13 protein-coding genes are annotated in these 17481 nt (G+C 28.5%); 6 read left to right on the plus strand and 7 right to left on the minus strand.

Annotated elements, in window-relative coordinates; genetic code table 11:
- Positions 1-3: 3 nt before the first annotated feature.
- From ACY2RX_RS12555 to ACY2RX_RS12565, 3 genes are read right to left on the minus strand one after another with little or no spacing between them, the layout of a single operon-like run.
- Positions 4-1374 (minus strand): DUF5723 family protein, encoded by a 1371-nt coding sequence (locus ACY2RX_RS12555; protein ID WP_490104323.1) that lies wholly within the window; start codon positions 1372-1374, stop codon positions 4-6.
- Positions 1371-1922, minus strand: coding sequence for a hypothetical protein (locus ACY2RX_RS12560; protein WP_490104324.1), 552 nt, complete (start codon positions 1920-1922; stop codon positions 1371-1373). The genes ACY2RX_RS12555 and ACY2RX_RS12560 overlap by 4 nt, the downstream gene beginning before the upstream one ends.
- 34 nt (positions 1923-1956) lie before the next feature.
- A complete protein-coding gene (locus tag ACY2RX_RS12565; RefSeq protein ID WP_490104325.1) occupies positions 1957-2640 on the minus strand; it encodes a YjjG family noncanonical pyrimidine nucleotidase in 684 nt (227 codons plus the stop codon).
- Positions 2641-2714: 74 nt separating this feature from the next.
- On the opposite strand from ACY2RX_RS12565, the gene ACY2RX_RS12570 reads away from it, so the two are divergent.
- Genes ACY2RX_RS12570 through ACY2RX_RS12580 form a run of 3 tightly spaced genes read left to right on the plus strand, consistent with a single transcriptional unit; the run spans position 2715 to position 5914 of the window.
- Positions 2715-3848 (plus strand): glycosyltransferase family 4 protein, encoded by a 1134-nt coding sequence (locus ACY2RX_RS12570; protein ID WP_490104326.1) that lies wholly within the window; start codon positions 2715-2717, stop codon positions 3846-3848.
- Position 3849: 1 nt separating this feature from the next.
- The gene (locus ACY2RX_RS12575; protein ID WP_490104327.1) at positions 3850-5109 is read left to right on the plus strand and encodes an MATE family efflux transporter; all 1260 of its coding nucleotides are present in this window, start codon (positions 3850-3852) and stop codon (positions 5107-5109) included.
- Positions 5102-5914 (plus strand): class I SAM-dependent methyltransferase, encoded by an 813-nt coding sequence (locus ACY2RX_RS12580; RefSeq protein ID WP_490104328.1) that lies wholly within the window; start codon positions 5102-5104, stop codon positions 5912-5914. Before ACY2RX_RS12575 ends, ACY2RX_RS12580 begins: the two co-directional genes overlap by 8 nt.
- Here the strand turns inward: ACY2RX_RS12580 and ACY2RX_RS12585 are convergent.
- The 4 genes from ACY2RX_RS12585 to ACY2RX_RS12600 form a co-directional block, all read right to left on the minus strand.
- Positions 5904-6803 carry a hypothetical protein gene (locus ACY2RX_RS12585; protein ID WP_490104329.1) on the minus strand — a complete coding sequence of 300 codons (900 nt, stop codon included), beginning with the start codon at positions 6801-6803 and terminating at the stop codon, positions 5904-5906. The genes ACY2RX_RS12580 and ACY2RX_RS12585 overlap by 11 nt on opposite strands.
- Before the next feature lies 1 nt (position 6804).
- Entirely contained in the window at positions 6805-8109 is a 1305-nt protein-coding gene (locus ACY2RX_RS12590) for a polysaccharide deacetylase family protein (RefSeq protein ID WP_490104330.1), read from the minus strand.
- Positions 8110-8171: 62 nt separating this feature from the next.
- A complete protein-coding gene (gene radC / locus ACY2RX_RS12595) occupies positions 8172-8858 on the minus strand; it encodes a RadC family protein (protein WP_490104331.1) in 687 nt (228 codons plus the stop codon).
- 169 nt (positions 8859-9027) lie between these two features.
- The gene (locus ACY2RX_RS12600; protein WP_490104332.1) at positions 9028-11283 is read right to left on the minus strand and encodes a tetratricopeptide repeat protein; all 2256 of its coding nucleotides are present in this window, start codon (positions 11281-11283) and stop codon (positions 9028-9030) included.
- 195 nt (positions 11284-11478) lie between these two features.
- Here ACY2RX_RS12600 and trkA point away from each other — a divergent pair, with 195 nt between their 5' ends.
- The 3 genes from trkA (at position 11479) to ACY2RX_RS12615 (ending at position 17455) form a co-directional block, all read left to right on the plus strand.
- The gene (trkA, locus tag ACY2RX_RS12605) at positions 11479-12828 is read left to right on the plus strand and encodes a Trk system potassium transporter TrkA (RefSeq protein ID WP_490104333.1); all 1350 of its coding nucleotides are present in this window, start codon (positions 11479-11481) and stop codon (positions 12826-12828) included.
- A gap of 1 nt (position 12829) precedes the next feature.
- Positions 12830-14329: a TrkH family potassium uptake protein gene (locus ACY2RX_RS12610; RefSeq protein WP_490104334.1), complete on the plus strand. Its 1500-nt coding sequence runs from the start codon at positions 12830-12832 to the stop codon at positions 14327-14329.
- Between the two features lie 93 nt (positions 14330-14422).
- Complete coding sequence (locus ACY2RX_RS12615; protein ID WP_490104335.1) at positions 14423-17455, plus strand: DUF8693 domain-containing protein; 3033 nt, start codon at positions 14423-14425, stop codon at positions 17453-17455.
- Positions 17456-17481: the final 26 nt, after the last annotated feature.

Below are 17481 nucleotides of genomic sequence, written 5' to 3' on the forward strand. Positions count from 1 at the left end.
TTACTAATTTAAAATTATATTAAAACCTAACTGTATAGACGCACTTTTAGAACTTGTAATATCGGTAAATTGTGCAAGATTATCAACCATTCCATAAAAATTTATTTTACCAATTTGAGCAGAAATACCTACACCAATATTATACAATGAATACTCATCTAAAGTATAAGTAACTTTTGCATATAGTTTTTGAGAAAACCTTGCTTCGTAAAAACCTGTAAAGGCCAATTGTGGTCCTAATGGTCTAAAAACTGAATAAAGCTGTGCACCTACTGCATTTTTATAGTAATCTTTATAAACATTATCATAACAATATTTGCTTCTCTTTTCTCCAAAACTATATTTTAATGAGGCATTGAATTTGATTGGTCTCCAAGAAAAATAAGAAGATTCATTTTCACTTAAAGGTAGTTTCTCATTCAAATCTTTGTCTAAATCACTCCAATAATTAGTGTTCGATTTATCAAATAAAAATTGAACCCCCTCAAAAACATAACTGCCTTTTAGTGTTGTATTTTTTATATTTTTTTTGTGATTTATAAAACCAAAATCTAAAATACTAGCTGTAAATTCTAACTGAGGTTTTATGTGATACGTTAATCCAAAATCTAAACCCAAACCTAAGTTACTGCCCAAAAAAGTATTGCTTAAATATGTTGACGTATCATTTATATATTCATCATTTTTTATCAACCCAGAGGTTTTAATATCGATATCTACTTCATTAAAATAATGTGCATAAATATTATTATTTCCCTCTACTGTTGTAAAAGTTCCTTTATTGTTTTTCGATTGCATATTTAATGCTGAAGAATACATTTTTATTCTACTACCTAAAGTTAGGTTCTCATTGATTTTTTTACTAATACCAAAATGCAAAACGCCCAAAACATCTAGTTTGTAGTTAACTTGAGATACACTAAAACTTTTATTTAAATAGGATGCATTTCCTTCATTTAAAAGAGTGATTATGTCTTTAGGAAAATAACTTATACCATCTATTTCTTCGTAAAAACCAAAACTAAAATAGGTTTTATCATTATATCTGTAACCTCCATTTAAAACTTCTATTTGGGAATTAAATTTTACATAATCTCTAACACTTAATATGTTTAAAACTCTTGAAACTTTATCATTAAAATTGATATTATCAGACAAAAATAGGTCTGATAAAACAAAACCAGTTGAGTTTGCTTCTAATGACAAACCTGAAAGCAAAGGTACACCAGCGTGAAATTTATAATTTGTTTCAGCTCCTGGATTTTGCATTAAAGTTTGAGGCAATTCTGCAAAACCATATAAAACTTGTTTGTTTTGTGAAAGTGATTGAAAAATCGAAAAAAACAAAAAGAAATAAACTATTTTTTTTATCATTTAAAAGACGTTTCTAAATAAACTGTAGAAGCAGATTTAAAGCTAAATCTACCATTTTCAGAAGGATTTATAGGAGTTGTTTTATCATCTAACTCAATGGTCACTCTAACTCTAAGCGTATTTTTAATATTCGGTTTTTTGCTTACTAAAATAGTTTCTACAGGTGGTTTGTTTAATGTGTTTGCTTTTATTTTTAAATCGCTTAAAGTGTGAATCAAATTGTTATTTGCATCTAGTAATAAAATTTTAATGGTAAAATTTCTATTAAATTCGTTATTAATTTCAAACTTAAAATCTAATTTTACTAAGTTATTTTTTATATATTTTTCTTGGAGTATCTTAAAATCGGTATTTTCTGTGATTTCTGTAACTGCTGGAGAACCTGCTGAAGGAGTAAAATTTACTGCCAAAATTTCAAAATGGGCAATAGAAAATGAATAAGACGGTTTTGTTGTATAGTCTTTAGCTTGAGAAAAATCTAAATTCTCTCCACACGAGATTAATGCTAAAAAACAAATTAAGATATATAGTATTTTTTTGAAAAGCATTTTTATATTTTATGATACTAAAACGTTTAAAAAGTTAAAGATATTGTTTTATTTCTAAAAGTGAGGTTACTGTTTGTACATTGTTTATATTAGTATTAATGTTTTCGAAATTACAATGTATTGCTTGCATACCAACATTAAGAGCTCCTTGTATGTCTGCTTCTAAATTATCGCCAATCATTATTGATTGTTCTTTTTTAGCCTGAGCAATTTCTAAAGCATAAGTAAATACTTTAGGATTTGGTTTTTTTACACCCACAGATTCTGAAGTAATAATTTTATCGAAATAATGATAAATATTAGAATTGATTAATTTTTTACTCTGAATTTCTTCAAATCCATTTGTAATAATATGAAGTTTGTATTTTTTATTTAAATACTCTAAAAGCTGAAAAGTACCGTCAAATAAATGATTAAAATCTGCTAAACAATCAATGTATTCTACTGAAATTTTATCAATTATATTATCAGAAACACTGTAATTTACAGCATCAAAAGTATTTTTTAACCGAGCATATCTTAACTCGCTTTTTGTCACTTTTTCTTCTCTATAGAGTTTCCAATACTCTAAATTTAAAGGCTTATAGACTTTTAAAAAAGAATCTAAACTTATAGTAATGTTGTTCATTTTAAAAACTTTTTGAAAAGTTAAGTCTGAGTTTTTTTCAAAATCCCAAAGGGTATGATCTAAATCAAAGAAAATATGTTGTATATTCATTCGATAAAAGTATAAATAATAAATAATAAAAAGAGCTGTTGTGCGTTATATTTGCACCAACAAAACTAACCTTTTTGAGCAATAAACTTAACGTTTTATTTTTATGCGGCTGGTATCCTTCTAAAGTTTTACCAAATAATGGAGATTTTATTCAAAGACACGCTGAAACTGTTTCTTTGAATCATAATGTAATAGTTATTCATATAATTACTGACAAAAGAAGTAAAAAAAACATTGAATATACCAGCGAAATTATTAATGGTATAGACACTCATATTGCGTATCTAAAGCATTTTAAAAATCCCATAAAAAAAGCATACTTTTTTATAACAGCATTTAAAGTATTGTTACAAAAAATAAAACCTATTGATATAGTTCATGTAAATGAAACATATCCTTTCGGAATTTTTAGTTTGTATTTAAAATTATTTAAGAAAAAACCTTATATAATTTCTGAACATTGGACAGGTTATTTAAGTAGATCTAAATCTAAAATTAGTTTTTTTCAAAAACTGATTTCGAAACTTATTATCAAAAAGTCGTATGCAATTTGCCCAGTAAGTAATCTTCTTAAAAAGGAGATGGAAAAATTAGGCTTTAAAGGAAACTATAAAGTAATATCAAATGTTATTGATACTAAGTTATTCTCCCCAAACATAAAAAAAGACTCAATTCTAAAACTAATACATATTTCTAGCTTAAAAGATGAACATAAAAACATTAAAGGTATGTTACGTGTTGCTAAACTTTTGGGTAAAAAATTAGATTACTTTGAATGGAGTTTTATAGGAAATAATGGAGATGAATACAAAAAATATTTAGAAGAACTAGATATAAAAAACTGCAAAATCACTTTTCTAGAACATCAAACGCATTCTGATATTGTACAATATCTTAAAGAAGCTTCTATTTGTATTTCTTTTAGTAATTATGAAACTTTTGGAATCGTAATTCCAGAAGCAATTGCATGCGGAACTCCAGTTATTTCAACAAATACAGGAATAGCCTTAGACTTTAAAGGGCTTCCATTCTGTAAGGTAATTCCTATTAAAAACGAACAATTGTTGTTTGAATCTATTATAAATTATAAAACAATATTTACTAATTTAGATATTTACAATATGCATACTTTTGTAAAAGAAAAATTTAATAAAGCAGTAATTTCTAATATGTTTTCTTTGCTTTATTACAAATCCCTAAAAAGATAATTTGAATTTAATAATATCTTTTATATCTAACTTTCTCAGCAGAAAAGGCAACTATGTTTTTATAGCTACTATTTTTTCTAGGCTATTTTCATTTATAGCTTCTTGGTTAGCTTTAAAATTAATACCTAATAACATATTAGGTATTGTCCTATTTGCTTACAGTATTGTTGTTTTTATTATACCTTTTAGCGGATTGGGACTGCATCAAAGTTTAGTACGATATGGAGCTTTATTAAAAAAAGAAAAAGAAAAAAATGCGCTGTTTGTATACGTTTTTAAAAAAGGATTATTAGTTTCTTCTTTTATCACAATTTTAGTTATCATATTAAGTTTTTTAATTCCTTTTCAATTTAAAAACACAGGTTTTTATTTAGCAATACTATCATTAATCTTAATTCCTATTTTTTTACTAGAAATTATTAAAATTCAATTTAGATTAAAGCATAAAAACAAAGAATACTCTTATGTAGAAATAACTTACAACTCCATACTAGTATTACTAGTTTTTGTTTTATGTTATTTCTTTAGTGAAAAAGGATACATTTCTGCTTTAATCCTAGCTCCTACTCTAACATTTCTATTATTTTTAAAAAAATTAAAAATTAATTTTTCTAATAAAATAAATAAAAATATTACTAATTTAAAATTCTGGAAATATGGTATTTATGCAGGATTAACAAGTGTGGTATCAGATCTTCTTTTTATTATTGATATTTTATTGGTAGGCTATTTAATTAAAGATGCAGAAATGGTAACTGTGTATAGATATGTATCTATTATACCTTTAAGCCTTCTTTTTTTGCCCAGAGTTTTTATTGCTACAGATTATGTTTCGTTTACCGAAAAAATATCAAACAAAAATCATATTTTTAAATATATTAAAAGTTATATACTTTTTTTCTTGATTCTAAGTATTCTTATCTGTGGATTTTTCTCTTGCTTTTCTAATGAAACTCTTGCTTTTTTTGATGCAAGCTTCACAAAATATTCTGATAGTTTTTTAATCTTAGTTTTTGGCGTTTGTGGAATTCTAATTTTTAGAGGACTATTTGGCAACCTATTATCATCTATAGGAAAAATAGAAATAAATTATTACATTATTTGTATTGCTTTACTCATAAATATTGTAAGTAATTATTATTTAATTCCTAAATATGGCATAAAAGGAGCTGCTATTACATCTGCTATATTAATGTGGTTTACAGGTGTTTTTTCTTGTATTTGGTTTTTCTTTCTTTATAAAAAATTTCTAAATGAATAAATTAAATAAATTCTTTTTAGGTTTAAAAATGTTGATAAATAAGCCCAGTTTAATAAACCTCATAATAGGAAGTGATGAAAGATGGGATGCCTATATCAAAAAAAAATATCCTAACAAAACAAAACTACCTATTGTTCAAATCGATGATTTAATTCCTAATTTTAATGAAACTTTACATACATTTTCATTTTTAGGTGGTGGCTCTCTACCTACAGACATTATGCTCTTAAAAGGGTTGTGTGCTCAAATACAAAATTGCTCATATTTTGAAATTGGCACTTGGAGAGGTGAAAGTGTAAAAAATATATCTGAAACTGCTAAAGAATGCTATACTTTAAATTTATCTAAAGATGAAATTATAGACTTAGGTTTACCAAAAAAATATGCTGATTTGCATAGTTTTTTCTCTAAAGGAAAGGAAAACATCACACATCTATTGGGAGATTCTCTAACGTATGATTTTAAGAGTTTAAACAAAAAATTTGATGTTATTTTTATAGACGGAAATCATAATTACGATTATGTAAAAAGTGATACAGAAAAGGTTTTTAAACATCTATTAAAAGAAAATTCTATTGTAGTTTGGCACGATTACGCATACAATCCTGAAAAAGTAAGAAGTGAAATTTTATCAGGTATTTTAGATGGAATTCCTTATAAATATAAAGAAAATTTATATCATATTTCTAATACAATGTGCGCTATTTATATAAATAAAGAAATAAAAACAATTGCTCCTGATTTCCCTGTTACTCCTAAAAAAATATTTAAAATAAGTATCAAAACTGATAAGATTACTTCTTAAAAAGCTTTTGCAAAAAAGACCAATTGTTATACTCAAGAACTGTATATTTTTCTAATTTTGCTCCAAAACTTCTAAAGAAAGATGCAATTCCTGGTATTACAGAACCTTCAAAATCTAAAATATAATTAGTTTCAGAATATTTTTTTATTATAGTATTTATTAAAAAACTAGGAACTTGTTTTTGTTTTCCTATTAAAGTCATTGCAGAAAAAAGGTAAGTTATTCTATTTTTATTTATTATAAATACTGACCCTCCTAATAAATCTTTATTTTTGTCTTTTATACCTAAGAATATAACTTTATTTTTTGTTTTTAAATACTCTAACAGGCTTTTTAATACTTGATAATCTTTTTGATTATAACCAAACTTATAATTTTTTAATGCTACACTAATTATCTCATCTACAGTAAAATCATTAATAATTAGTTCGTTTTTTAGAGCTTGTTTTATGGCAGACTTTCTTCCTTTTGAGAATTTTTTAAAACTTTTATCATAATCATCTTTTAACTCTAAAATATAATTAGCTCTTTCAATAGTTTTATTTTTTATCAATTTGGTATTAAAAGAATTGAATTGTAAATGAATTTTAATAAATTTTATAGGAATACTGTTCAATATTTTTTTTTTTGTTTTTTCTTCTATTTTTTCAATAGAAAAAATACCCAATTGCTGACAAAAATAAGGTTGAGTAATATACTTTAATCCGAACTTAGATTTCCAAGGTAAAGGCATTACAGCTTTATAATCATCTAAAACCAACACATCCCAATTGTCTGCTACTATATCTAAATACCAAGAATATCCATAAATTCTAGATTGCAACGAATTTTCTATACAAGCATCGTATTTTTTAACATCCAGATTTTTTCTTTTTATGTATTTAATCATCTTAAATCATACTGATTTTAATCATAGAATCATACAATCTTTTCCAGCCTTTCCAACGATCATAATCGCTTAAACTTTCGTTATGAAAAAGGGTTATAAAAGTTCCGTTTACTGCCTTTACTTCGTTCTTTAAATCTCTAATTCTACCTAAAGATTGTTTTGGAGTTAGTTTCATATAATCATTCAAAGTGGTGTCCATCAAAGCAAAAGGAAATATTTTTAATGGCGTTTGAATTTCAAAATCTAAATCGTAAAAATAAAAAGGTGTACAAGTACTTGCTCTAAAACCAACGTTACTGGCATACCCCATAGAGTAATCTTCATCTACTTCTAAATCTATTAAATTTTGATAAGTTTCTGGCAAGCTAAACCTTAAATAATGCTGCCTAGAACGTTTAACTGGCATATTTATAATGTCTTCTAATCGTTCTTTTTCTTTTTTTAACAAAGGTGCATTATTCATAGAAAAATAGGATGGATGCAACCCAACCTTGGCATAATCTACCATTTCTTTAATAAGTAACCTGTATTTTGTTTTAGACGCAGAAACATTGGTGTCTAAGGTTGTATAATCGCCTACAAGAAAGAAAAAAATAGTTTCAATATCTTTTTCTTTTTTTACTTTAAGAATTTTATCGAATGTATTAAAAGGATCTTTTTTAATATTAAAAGCCACTGCAAAACGGTTCCAAACATTTATCAATCTAAAGTTTACTAAATCATTAAAAAAACCACCTACAGTTCTTACAAAGCTTTTGTGTTTATAGGCAAAAGCATTGTCTATATCTATGGTAGAAATAAACTCGAAAGAACGATTTTTATATGGATAATCAGGGAATTTTATTTTTAAAATTGCTAATAATTTATACGCCCAAATATCTACAACTGGCTTTTCTAAAAATCGATTTTTATAGGCTAAACTTTGTGCTGCTGTATAACGCCCGTGTTTGTCTTTTACGTGTGGTAAATGTTCTTCATATCTAGAAATGAGATAAAAACTTGCTGCAAAAACATCAAAAGGAATAGCAGATTTTGGTCCTGTTTTAAAGAAACAAGGAACGTCATCCCATTTTTGAATGACAATTTCTAAATCATTTACACCTTGCTGAAACAATAAATCGTTACTTTTTACAAAAAACTCATTGCCTAAAGGAGTTTTTGTATAGGTTAATTTAGGTCCGTTATGTGCTACAAACGTTTCAATTTTTGATGTAAAATCTACAGGAATTAATAAGGTTCTTGTAAAAATATGCTTAAAAATATAACGAATTCTTGGCGTAATTTTATGTGTGTAAATTAATATCATTTTTCTTAGGTTGCAAAGTCGCAAAGTAATAAAGTTGCAAAGTATAAAATACTTTCGTCAATTTATAATAGTCCTTTATCTGCAAAGCTAAAATACGCTTTTTCGGTAATTATTAAATGGTCTAAGAGTTTAATATCTAAAGTAGTTGCTGCTTGTTTAATTTTTTGAGTAATTTGTTTGTCTGAATTACTTGGCTCTAGTTTTTCTGATGGATGGTTATGGCAAACAATGATTGCCACAGAAGCTAACTCTAATGCTCTTTTAAACAACAATCTGACATCTACTATTGTGGCTGTTAAACCGCCTTTACTAATTTGCTGTTTAGCAAGTACTTTGTTGGAATTATTCATAAAAAGCACCCAAAATTCTTCGTGTTGTAAATCTCCAATTATAGGTTGCATTAAATTAAATGCATCTTTACTACTGGTAATTTTTGGTTTTTCTAAAGCAATTTCTAACTGACGTCTTTTGCCTAATTCTAAAGCTGTTATTATTGATATTGCTTTAGCTTCTCCAACTCCGTTAAAAGCCGTTAATTTTTCTACAGATAATTTTGCGAGTTCATTTATATTACCATTTACAGATTGTAAAATTCTTTTAGATAAAGCCACTGCACTTTCTTTTCTATTACCAGAACCAATTAAAATAGCAATTAATTCTGCATCAGAAAGTGATAATTTACCTTTAGCAAGTAGTTTTTCTCTAGGTCTGTCATCTAACGCCCAAGATTTTATGGTCAGTTTTTCCATATATATCAATTTTTGATAAAAATACGAAAATGGAAATTAATTGTTTTTCAAAATCTCACTATGCCTTGAGGTGAACTATCTATGGAGTATCTATGGAGTATCTATGGAGTATCTATGGAGTATCTATGGAGTATCTATGGAGTATCTATGGAAAAATGCACTAAAAAAATTACAATTGACTTAAAAAACTTTTGTATTGTTGGTTATTAGGATATAAATTTATTAATCTTTTAGCAATGTTTTTTGCTTTTTCTTTTTGATTAGATTTATTATAAACATACGCCAACGCATACAATAAACTTTCGTTAGTTGGTGCTACTTTTATCCCCAATAAAAATGTTTTTTCTGCATTTTTAAAATCTTCTTTTTTATTGTACAACAACCCTAAATTATAATAAACTCTGATATTTTGTGGCATTAATACCATTGCTTTTTTAAGTTGATTTATTGCTTGGTTTGCTCTGTTTAATTCTGCATACATTAAAGCAAGTGAGTAATACACTGGCCCATATTCTGGTTCTTGTTCTATTACCGTTTTAAATGCTTTTTCTGCTTTTTTATATTGTTTATTATTGTAATATAAAGTGGCTAAATTTATACGAACCTGATTGTTAATATTGTCTAATGCTAAAGCACTTTCATAACTTTCTATTCCTTTTTTAATATTTCCTTCTTTTATGTAATAATTACCTTTTTTTACTCTAGAGCCTACAAAATCTGCATTCGTATTCATATGTTTCCAAAATTCTTTTTTTACTTTTTGATAAGGCGCTTTGTAAACTTCTGGCACTTCATTTTCTGGTAAAACACCCAAACCAAAAAAGGCTTTAATTCTGATACTTCTTTTGGGGTCTTCTAATAATGGTAAAAAATAAGAAGTATAATCTCTAGTATTTATTTCGCTCAAAACATCTACACTTGCTCCTCTAACTAAAGCAGATTCATCATTTAAAAGCAAAATATATTGCTGTATAAAGTTTTTAGCATTATAATTTGATAACGCTTTGGTTGCAGATGCTCTTACAATTTCTGGTTGATGCTTATCATTCATCAACTCAATTAAACCATTATGAGCATTCGGCTCTCTTAAAATTCCTGGTGCTAATTTTTCTGAATAGTGTATGGAGTCTACCTCGCCAAATAATTTTTTAAAACTCTTTGCAGCCCAAACATCATCTTTATCTTTATGACATTCTGTACAGGCGTTTGGCGAACCATATTTTACACTTAAATCTGGTCTAGGTACTCTAAAACTATGATCTCTTCTAAAATCGTTTCCCATATAAAATTTACCTGTCATATGGCAATTTATACATTTTGAAGATTCTGTATTTTGTTGATGAAAATGATGTTTTGGTGTATCGTATTTTTCAGGAATGTGGCATTGAGTACACAATTTATTTCCATCAAACTTTAGTTTTAAAGAATGTGCATTATGGCAATTTGTACAAGTAACATCGTTTTGATACATTTTGCTTTGTACAAAAGAACCATATACATAAACTTCGTCTAAAATTTGTCCGTCAGCATAGTACAATCTATCTTCTAATAATTGCGGATAATAATGATCTAATAAAGTTCCTTTAAAATTAAAAGCTTCAGAAAATTGTTCTCTTCTTATATGACAACGTGCACATTGATCTACCAATTCTTTGGGTGCCGTTTTTGTTGTCATTTGTAAACTACCGCTTGCAACATATTTTTCTCCCAATTTTTCTACAGCTGTAACATGCTGTTTTCCTGGTCCATGACAAGCCTCACAGTTAACATTAATAATAGCGTATTTTGTATTATAGCTATGTGTTTTTTCGTCATAATTTTTACGAACATTTGTAGAGTGGCAATCTGCACACATATTGTTCCAGTTTAAACCACCTCTAGACCAATGCAACCACTCAGAATGTACTACCTTAAAGTCTGGATATAAATCGAACCATTTGTTTTTAACAGCGTCCCAAGCTGTTCTTAAACATTGGTAATGACCATTAGGAAACTGAACTATATATTGTTGTAAAGGAGTAATACCAAAAGTGTACACAATTTTGTAATCGTGATTTTTGCCATCTGGCCCTTCTGTATTTACATAAAAGTCTTTTCCTTTTTTAAAAAATTTAGAAGTAACCCCTTGGCTTGTAAATTTTTGATTATCGAAATTAGCCAAAACAGTTGATGAATCTGCAATTTGCATAGCTTTATTATGATGAGAACCTTTCCATTTTTTAACTTGATCTTGATGGCATTCTTTACATTTTTGATCTCCTAAAAAATGACTGTCAGGGATTATTTCATCAGAAAGAAAAACACTTTTAACTTTACTAACCTCTTTATAATCAACCTCTTTTTTACAAGATAAAAATATAGCTATAGCTAAAATAAAGAATGCTATCTTTAAAAAAAATGAAGATTTATTATATTTTAATTTCACAAAATCGTTATCAAATAAATTGCAGCAGTAAATCTAAAGTTTCTATCCTCCCCAAAAAAAATATTTATCCGTTTTTAACAAAAAAACTATACTTATTGTTATTTTATACTTGCTTGTTAAAATTGAAAACTTATATTTATTTTTATTTCCTTAAAAACTCTTTATATCTTTGTTTCTTATTTCTATATTTAAAATATGAAAATTATTATAGCTGGTGCTGGAGACGTTGGTTTTCACTTAGCTAAACTACTTTCTTACGAATCTCAAGATACTTACATCATAGATTTTGATGGTGAAAAGTTAGAATATTTAAACAATCATTTAGATGTTATTACTAAAAAAGGAGATGCCACCTCAATTAAATTATTAAAAGAAATAGGTATAGAATCTGCAGATTTGTTGATTGCTGTAACTGATAGCCAAAATACAAATTTTACTATTTCTGTTATTGGAAAGTCTTTAGGAGTAAAAAAAACAATTGCTAGAATTGATAATTCTGAATTTTTAAATGAATGTGAAGTCGATTTTCAAAAATTTGGATTAGACTTTATGATTTCTCCTCAAGAATTAGCTGCTAACGAAATTAAAATGTTGTTAAACCAATCTTCTTTTAATGATACTGTTGCTTTTGAAAGCGGTGTTTTTAATGTTATGGGAACTCCTTTAACTTATAAATCGCCCATTTTAGAATTAACGGTTAAAGAAGCTAAAGAAAAATTTACCAATGTAGATTTTATAACTATTGCCATAAAAAGACAAGGAATTTCTCAAACCATAATTCCTAGAGGAGACACCACTTATCAACTTAATGATCAAGTATATTTTTGCGTACCAAATTACAGTATGAAAGACCTCTACCCTATTATTGGTAGGAAGCAATTTAGTATTAAAAACGTGATGATTCTTGGCGGAAGTAGTATTGGCGAAAAAACGGCAAGGAATCTTTGTAAAGACAATTTTAAAGTTAAGCTTATTGAAAAAAATAGAGAGAAAGCAGAATTATTAGCAGAACAATTAAATAACACTTTAGTTATAAATGGCGATGGTAGAGATTTAGAACTCTTAGAAGAAGAAAACATTAGAGAAACTGATGCTTTTATTGCAGTTACAGGTAATTCTGAAACTAATATTATGTCATGTTTAGTAGCAAAATCTAAAGGCGTTAAAAAAACAGTTGCTTTGGTCGAAAATATGGATTATATAGATATTTCTCAAACTATAGGAATTCAATCGCTAATCAACAAAAAACTGATTGCTGCTAGTAATATTTTTAGACATATTAGAGAAGCAGATATTCTTGCCCTAGCAAATTTACATAATATTGATGCCGAAGTTTTTGAATTTGAAGTTAAAGATGGCGCAAAAGTAACGCTACATCCTATTAAAGATTTACGTTTTCCGAGAGAAGCTGTTTTTGGAGGAATTATTAGAAACGAAAAAGCAATTATGGCTACTGGCGATATGCAAATTAGAACTGGCGATAAAGTAATTGTTTTCTGTTTACCAGAAGCTATAAAAACTGTAGAAAGGTTATTTATATCATAAAATGGGAAACTTAAACATTAAAATAATACTTCGTTTTTTAGGTATCACAGCTATGTTAAACGGGTTTTTTATGTTTATTGCTTATCCTTTTAGTGTTTATCATAACGAAAACGCAAAATGGGGTATTTTAGGTGCAGGAGTAGTAACTGTTACTATTGGTCTTTTACTCTATTTTTTTAATAAACCAACAAGTACTAACATACAAAAAAAAGAAGGTTATTTAATTGTTACCTTAGGATGGCTAATACTTTCGTTTACAGGTATGTTGCCTTATATACTTTCTGAATCTATTCCTAATTTAAGCGATGCTTTTTTTGAAACCATTTCTGGTTATTCTACCACAGGTTCTTCTATTTTAAGAGATATAGAATCTATGCCCAAAGGAATTCTTTTTTGGAGAAGTGCCACACATTGGATTGGCGGAATGGGAATTATTGTACTTACCATTGCCATTTTACCACTTTTAGGAATTGGAGGTATGCAGCTTTTTATGGCAGAAGCTCCAGGACCCTCTGCAGATAAATTACACCCTAGAATTACTGATACCGCTAAACGTTTATATCTAATTTATATTATGCTAACTTTGGTACAGTTTTTTTTATTAAAAGTTGCTGGTATGACTTGGTTCGATGCCATAAATCACGCAATGGCAACAATGAGTACAGGTGGTTTTTCTACAAAAAACAGTAGTGTTGCTTTTTATAATAACCTACCATTTGTACAATACATTATTATCTTTTTTATGTTGGTTGCAGGAACCAATTTTGTACTCACTTATTTTGCTCTAAAAGGTAAAATTCAGAAAGTTTTTCAAAGTGAAGAATTTAAGTATTATTTCTTTGGTATTATTAGTGTAGCTTCTGTAGTTGCAATTATTATTTATTTTTTCCAAGACCAAAACCTACAAACTACAATTGCACATCCTTTTGTGTACGGAAAAACAGAAAGTGCAATTAGACACGCGTTATTTATGGTAACTTCTGTTGTTACTACAACAGGTTTTGTAAGTGCAGATTTTACTATGTGGAATTTCTTTGCCACAGGCATTTTCTTTGCATTATTTTTTACAGGAGGTTCTGCAGGGTCTACCAGTGGAGGTATTAAAGTAGTAAGACATATTGTAATGCTAAAAAATAGTTTTTTAGAATTTAAAAAATCACTACATCCAAATGCAATAATCCCTGTAAGGTATGATAAGAAAGCAGTAAATCATACCATTGTTTTTAACATCATTTCCTTCTTTATTATCTATATGTTAATATTTATCATATCTTCTGTTATTTTAACATTATTTGGTTTAGACTTTATATCTGCCTTAGGAGCTGCTGCTTCCTCATTAGGAAACATAGGCCCAGCTATTGGTTCTGTTAGTCCTGTAGATAATTTTTCTCATCTTACAACAGCTGCTAAATGGTTCTGTTCTTTTTTAATGCTAATTGGGCGTTTAGAACTCTTTACTGTTCTTATATTGTTTACTCCTTTCTTTTGGCGTAAGAATTAATATTCTTTTTTTATATTATCTTATTATTAATTAACAAGTTAGATTTTTTTATGTCATTTTTTTTTCTATTTTAGAGGGCTAAAAATCAATAATATGAAACAAAAATACTTTTTAAAAACTTTTTTATTTTTTACTTTTTTAACATTTACCAGTATTGTATACAGCCAACTAAGTGTTTCTGCTGGGGCTACAGATTATACAGTTAATTTTGACTCTACATTATCTGGTGTAAATAACGGAGTTATAAATGGAAGCGGTCTTGCCCCATCTCCTGCTGCTGGAAATTTAGATAGTGATGCATGGAAAATAACTGGATTTAGTGATGGAACTCATAATTTTGGAAACACAAATACTAGTGGAGATTTTGCTAGAGGAACAGGAACTGGAGGAACTGCTAGTAGTGGTGGTCTTTATGCTTTTGAAGTAGCTAGCTCAAATTACGCATTAGGCTTTCAAGGTACAGGTGGAGATTTTACACCAGGTACAATTGTATTAAAAATGACAAATAATACAGGAGCTCCAATTACATCAATAGACGTATCTTACAAAGTTTGGGTTTATAATGACCAAGGCAGAGCAAATACACTAAATTTTTCACATAGCTCAGATGATTCTGCCTATACAGACGTAGGTGCATTAGATTTTACAACAACTGCCACAGCAGACGGAAGTCCAAGTTGGGCATCAACAGATAAATCAACAACTATTGGTAGTTTAAATATTTCTGCAGGAGCTTCTTATTACATTAGATGGTCTAGTAATGATTCTAGTGGAAGCGGCTCTAGAGACGAAATCGCAATTGATGATATCGTAATTAATGCAACAACTGGTGCAGCTTCACCTACAGTAGGTTTTGATTCAACTTCAAGTTCAGTTACAGAAACAGATTCTGATCAAATTGTAATGATACCCGTAACAATGATAAACCACACAAGTACTGTAAGTTTATCTGTAACTCCATCAGGAACAGCTGCAGGTGCTGATTATACTTTAAACACTACAAGCTTAACATTTAGTGCAGATGGAACTCAAAATATTTCATTAACTATAAAAGATGATGCAGATATGGATAATGAAACCGTAATTCTAACATTAGCTGAAACAACTGCTACTGGAGTTACAATTTCAAACTCTGTTCATACAGTTAATATTACAGATGATGACTTACCAAATATTGTTATCAATGAAATCTTAGCTGACCCAGGTACAGTTGTGGATGCAAATGGAGATGGCACAATAAGTTCAACTAATGATGAATTTGTTGAAATAGTAAATTTAGATACTACTTCACACGACTTAACAGGTTATACAATTTCAGATGCAGGAGGAGTTAGATACACATTTGGCTCAACAACCATACCTGCTGGAGGTTCTGTGGTTATTTTTGGTGGAGGAACTCCTACAGGAATCCCTGGTATAACAGATACAGCAGGAAGTCTATCTTTAAATAATAGTTCAGATACAGTCTTTCTTAAAAATTCTGGAGGAAATACTGTAGCCTCTTATGCATACGGAAGTATAGCTAATGATGATCAATCTATTGGTAGAAATGATGATTTTACTGGTGGTTTTGTAAAACATTCAACAATTTCAACAAACCCAGTTAAAGCTTCGCCAGGAAGATATAATGTTTCCAATATTCCTTTCACTACTTTAACTTGGAAAGGTACAACCAACAATGATTGGGCTACTGGATCAAATTGGAGTACAGGAACTGCACCAACCAGTGGAGATGATGTTCAAATACTAAAAGTAACCAACCAACCAACAGCTGCAGCTGCTGTAACTGTTAGTTCTGTTACAATAAACTCTGGAGCTAGTTTAATTGCTCAAGATGCTTTTACTGGTAATGTAACATATAAAAGAGCTTTAGGCACAACAAATTGGTATTTAGTTTCTAGCCCAGTTAGTGGTGAAACAATGACAGATATGAGAGCAAATAATAGTTTCGCTACCAATGGAAGTAGTGAAATTAGTTTTGCTCCTTATGACAATTCGCAAGCCCTTGCAGATGATAGATGGTCTTACTTTAATACAACTTCTACAGATGCTTTGATAAATGCTAAAGGATATTCTACTAAACTATCTGCAATTGGAAGTATTTCGTTTACAGGCACAATAAACACTTCAAATGTTTCTATTGCATTAACACAAGGAGGAGCTAGTGGTAATAATTTTAACGCAATTGGCAATCCTTTTACAGCATTTATTAATAGTGGTACTTTTTTAAATGAAGAAGGTGTAACAACTTCAGATATTGCAAGTGCAACTTTATGGCTTTGGAATGAGGCTTCAGGAACTTACCAAACAAAAGTAGCTGGAGATAATTTTAAAATTGCTCCTGGACAAGGATTTTTTGTAGAAGCCAATTCTACAAACAATGTTACATTTACAGAAGCTATGCAAAGTCATGAATCTACAGACACTTTTCAAAAAGGATCTAAACAAGAAGTTCATTTATTTTTAAATGATGGTGATAATTCTAGATTTTTAAAAATCTATTATATTGATGGAACAACTAAAGGTTTTGACAATGGTTATGATGGTGAATTATTTGGTGGTGTATCTCATCCTTTTGCTATTTATTCTCATCTTTTAAAAGATAGTCAAGGTAAAAGCTATCAAATTCAATCTTTGCCTAAAGATTATGAAAATTTAATTATTCCTGTTGGTATAAATACTATAAGTGGTAAAGAAATTACTTTTTCTGCAGAAGCTCTAAATTTACCAACGGGTATTAAGGTCTATTTAGAAGACAGAGTAACAAATACATTTACTCGTTTAGATGAAGCTAATAGTGAGTATAAAATAACTACCAAAAAAGCATTTAACGGAGTAGGAAGATTTTATTTGCATACAAAATCATCATCAGTTTTAGACACTGATTCAGAATTTTTAAATAGTATTCATATTTTTGCAAATCAACGAAATTTAAAAATTGTAGGTTTAAAACAAGGTAAAACTAAGGTTTCATTGTATAATATGTTAGGTAAAAATGTAATGCAAACATCTTTTGTTGCTTCTAATTCTAATAATATTGCTTTACCAAATTTAGCTACAGGTGTTTATATGGTTAAAGTGCAAACTTCTAAAGGCAAAATAACTAAGAAAATTATATTAGAATAACTTTTACGAGAATTTAAAACCGTTAC

This window comes from Polaribacter sp. 2405UD43-2 (genome assembly GCF_058147125.1).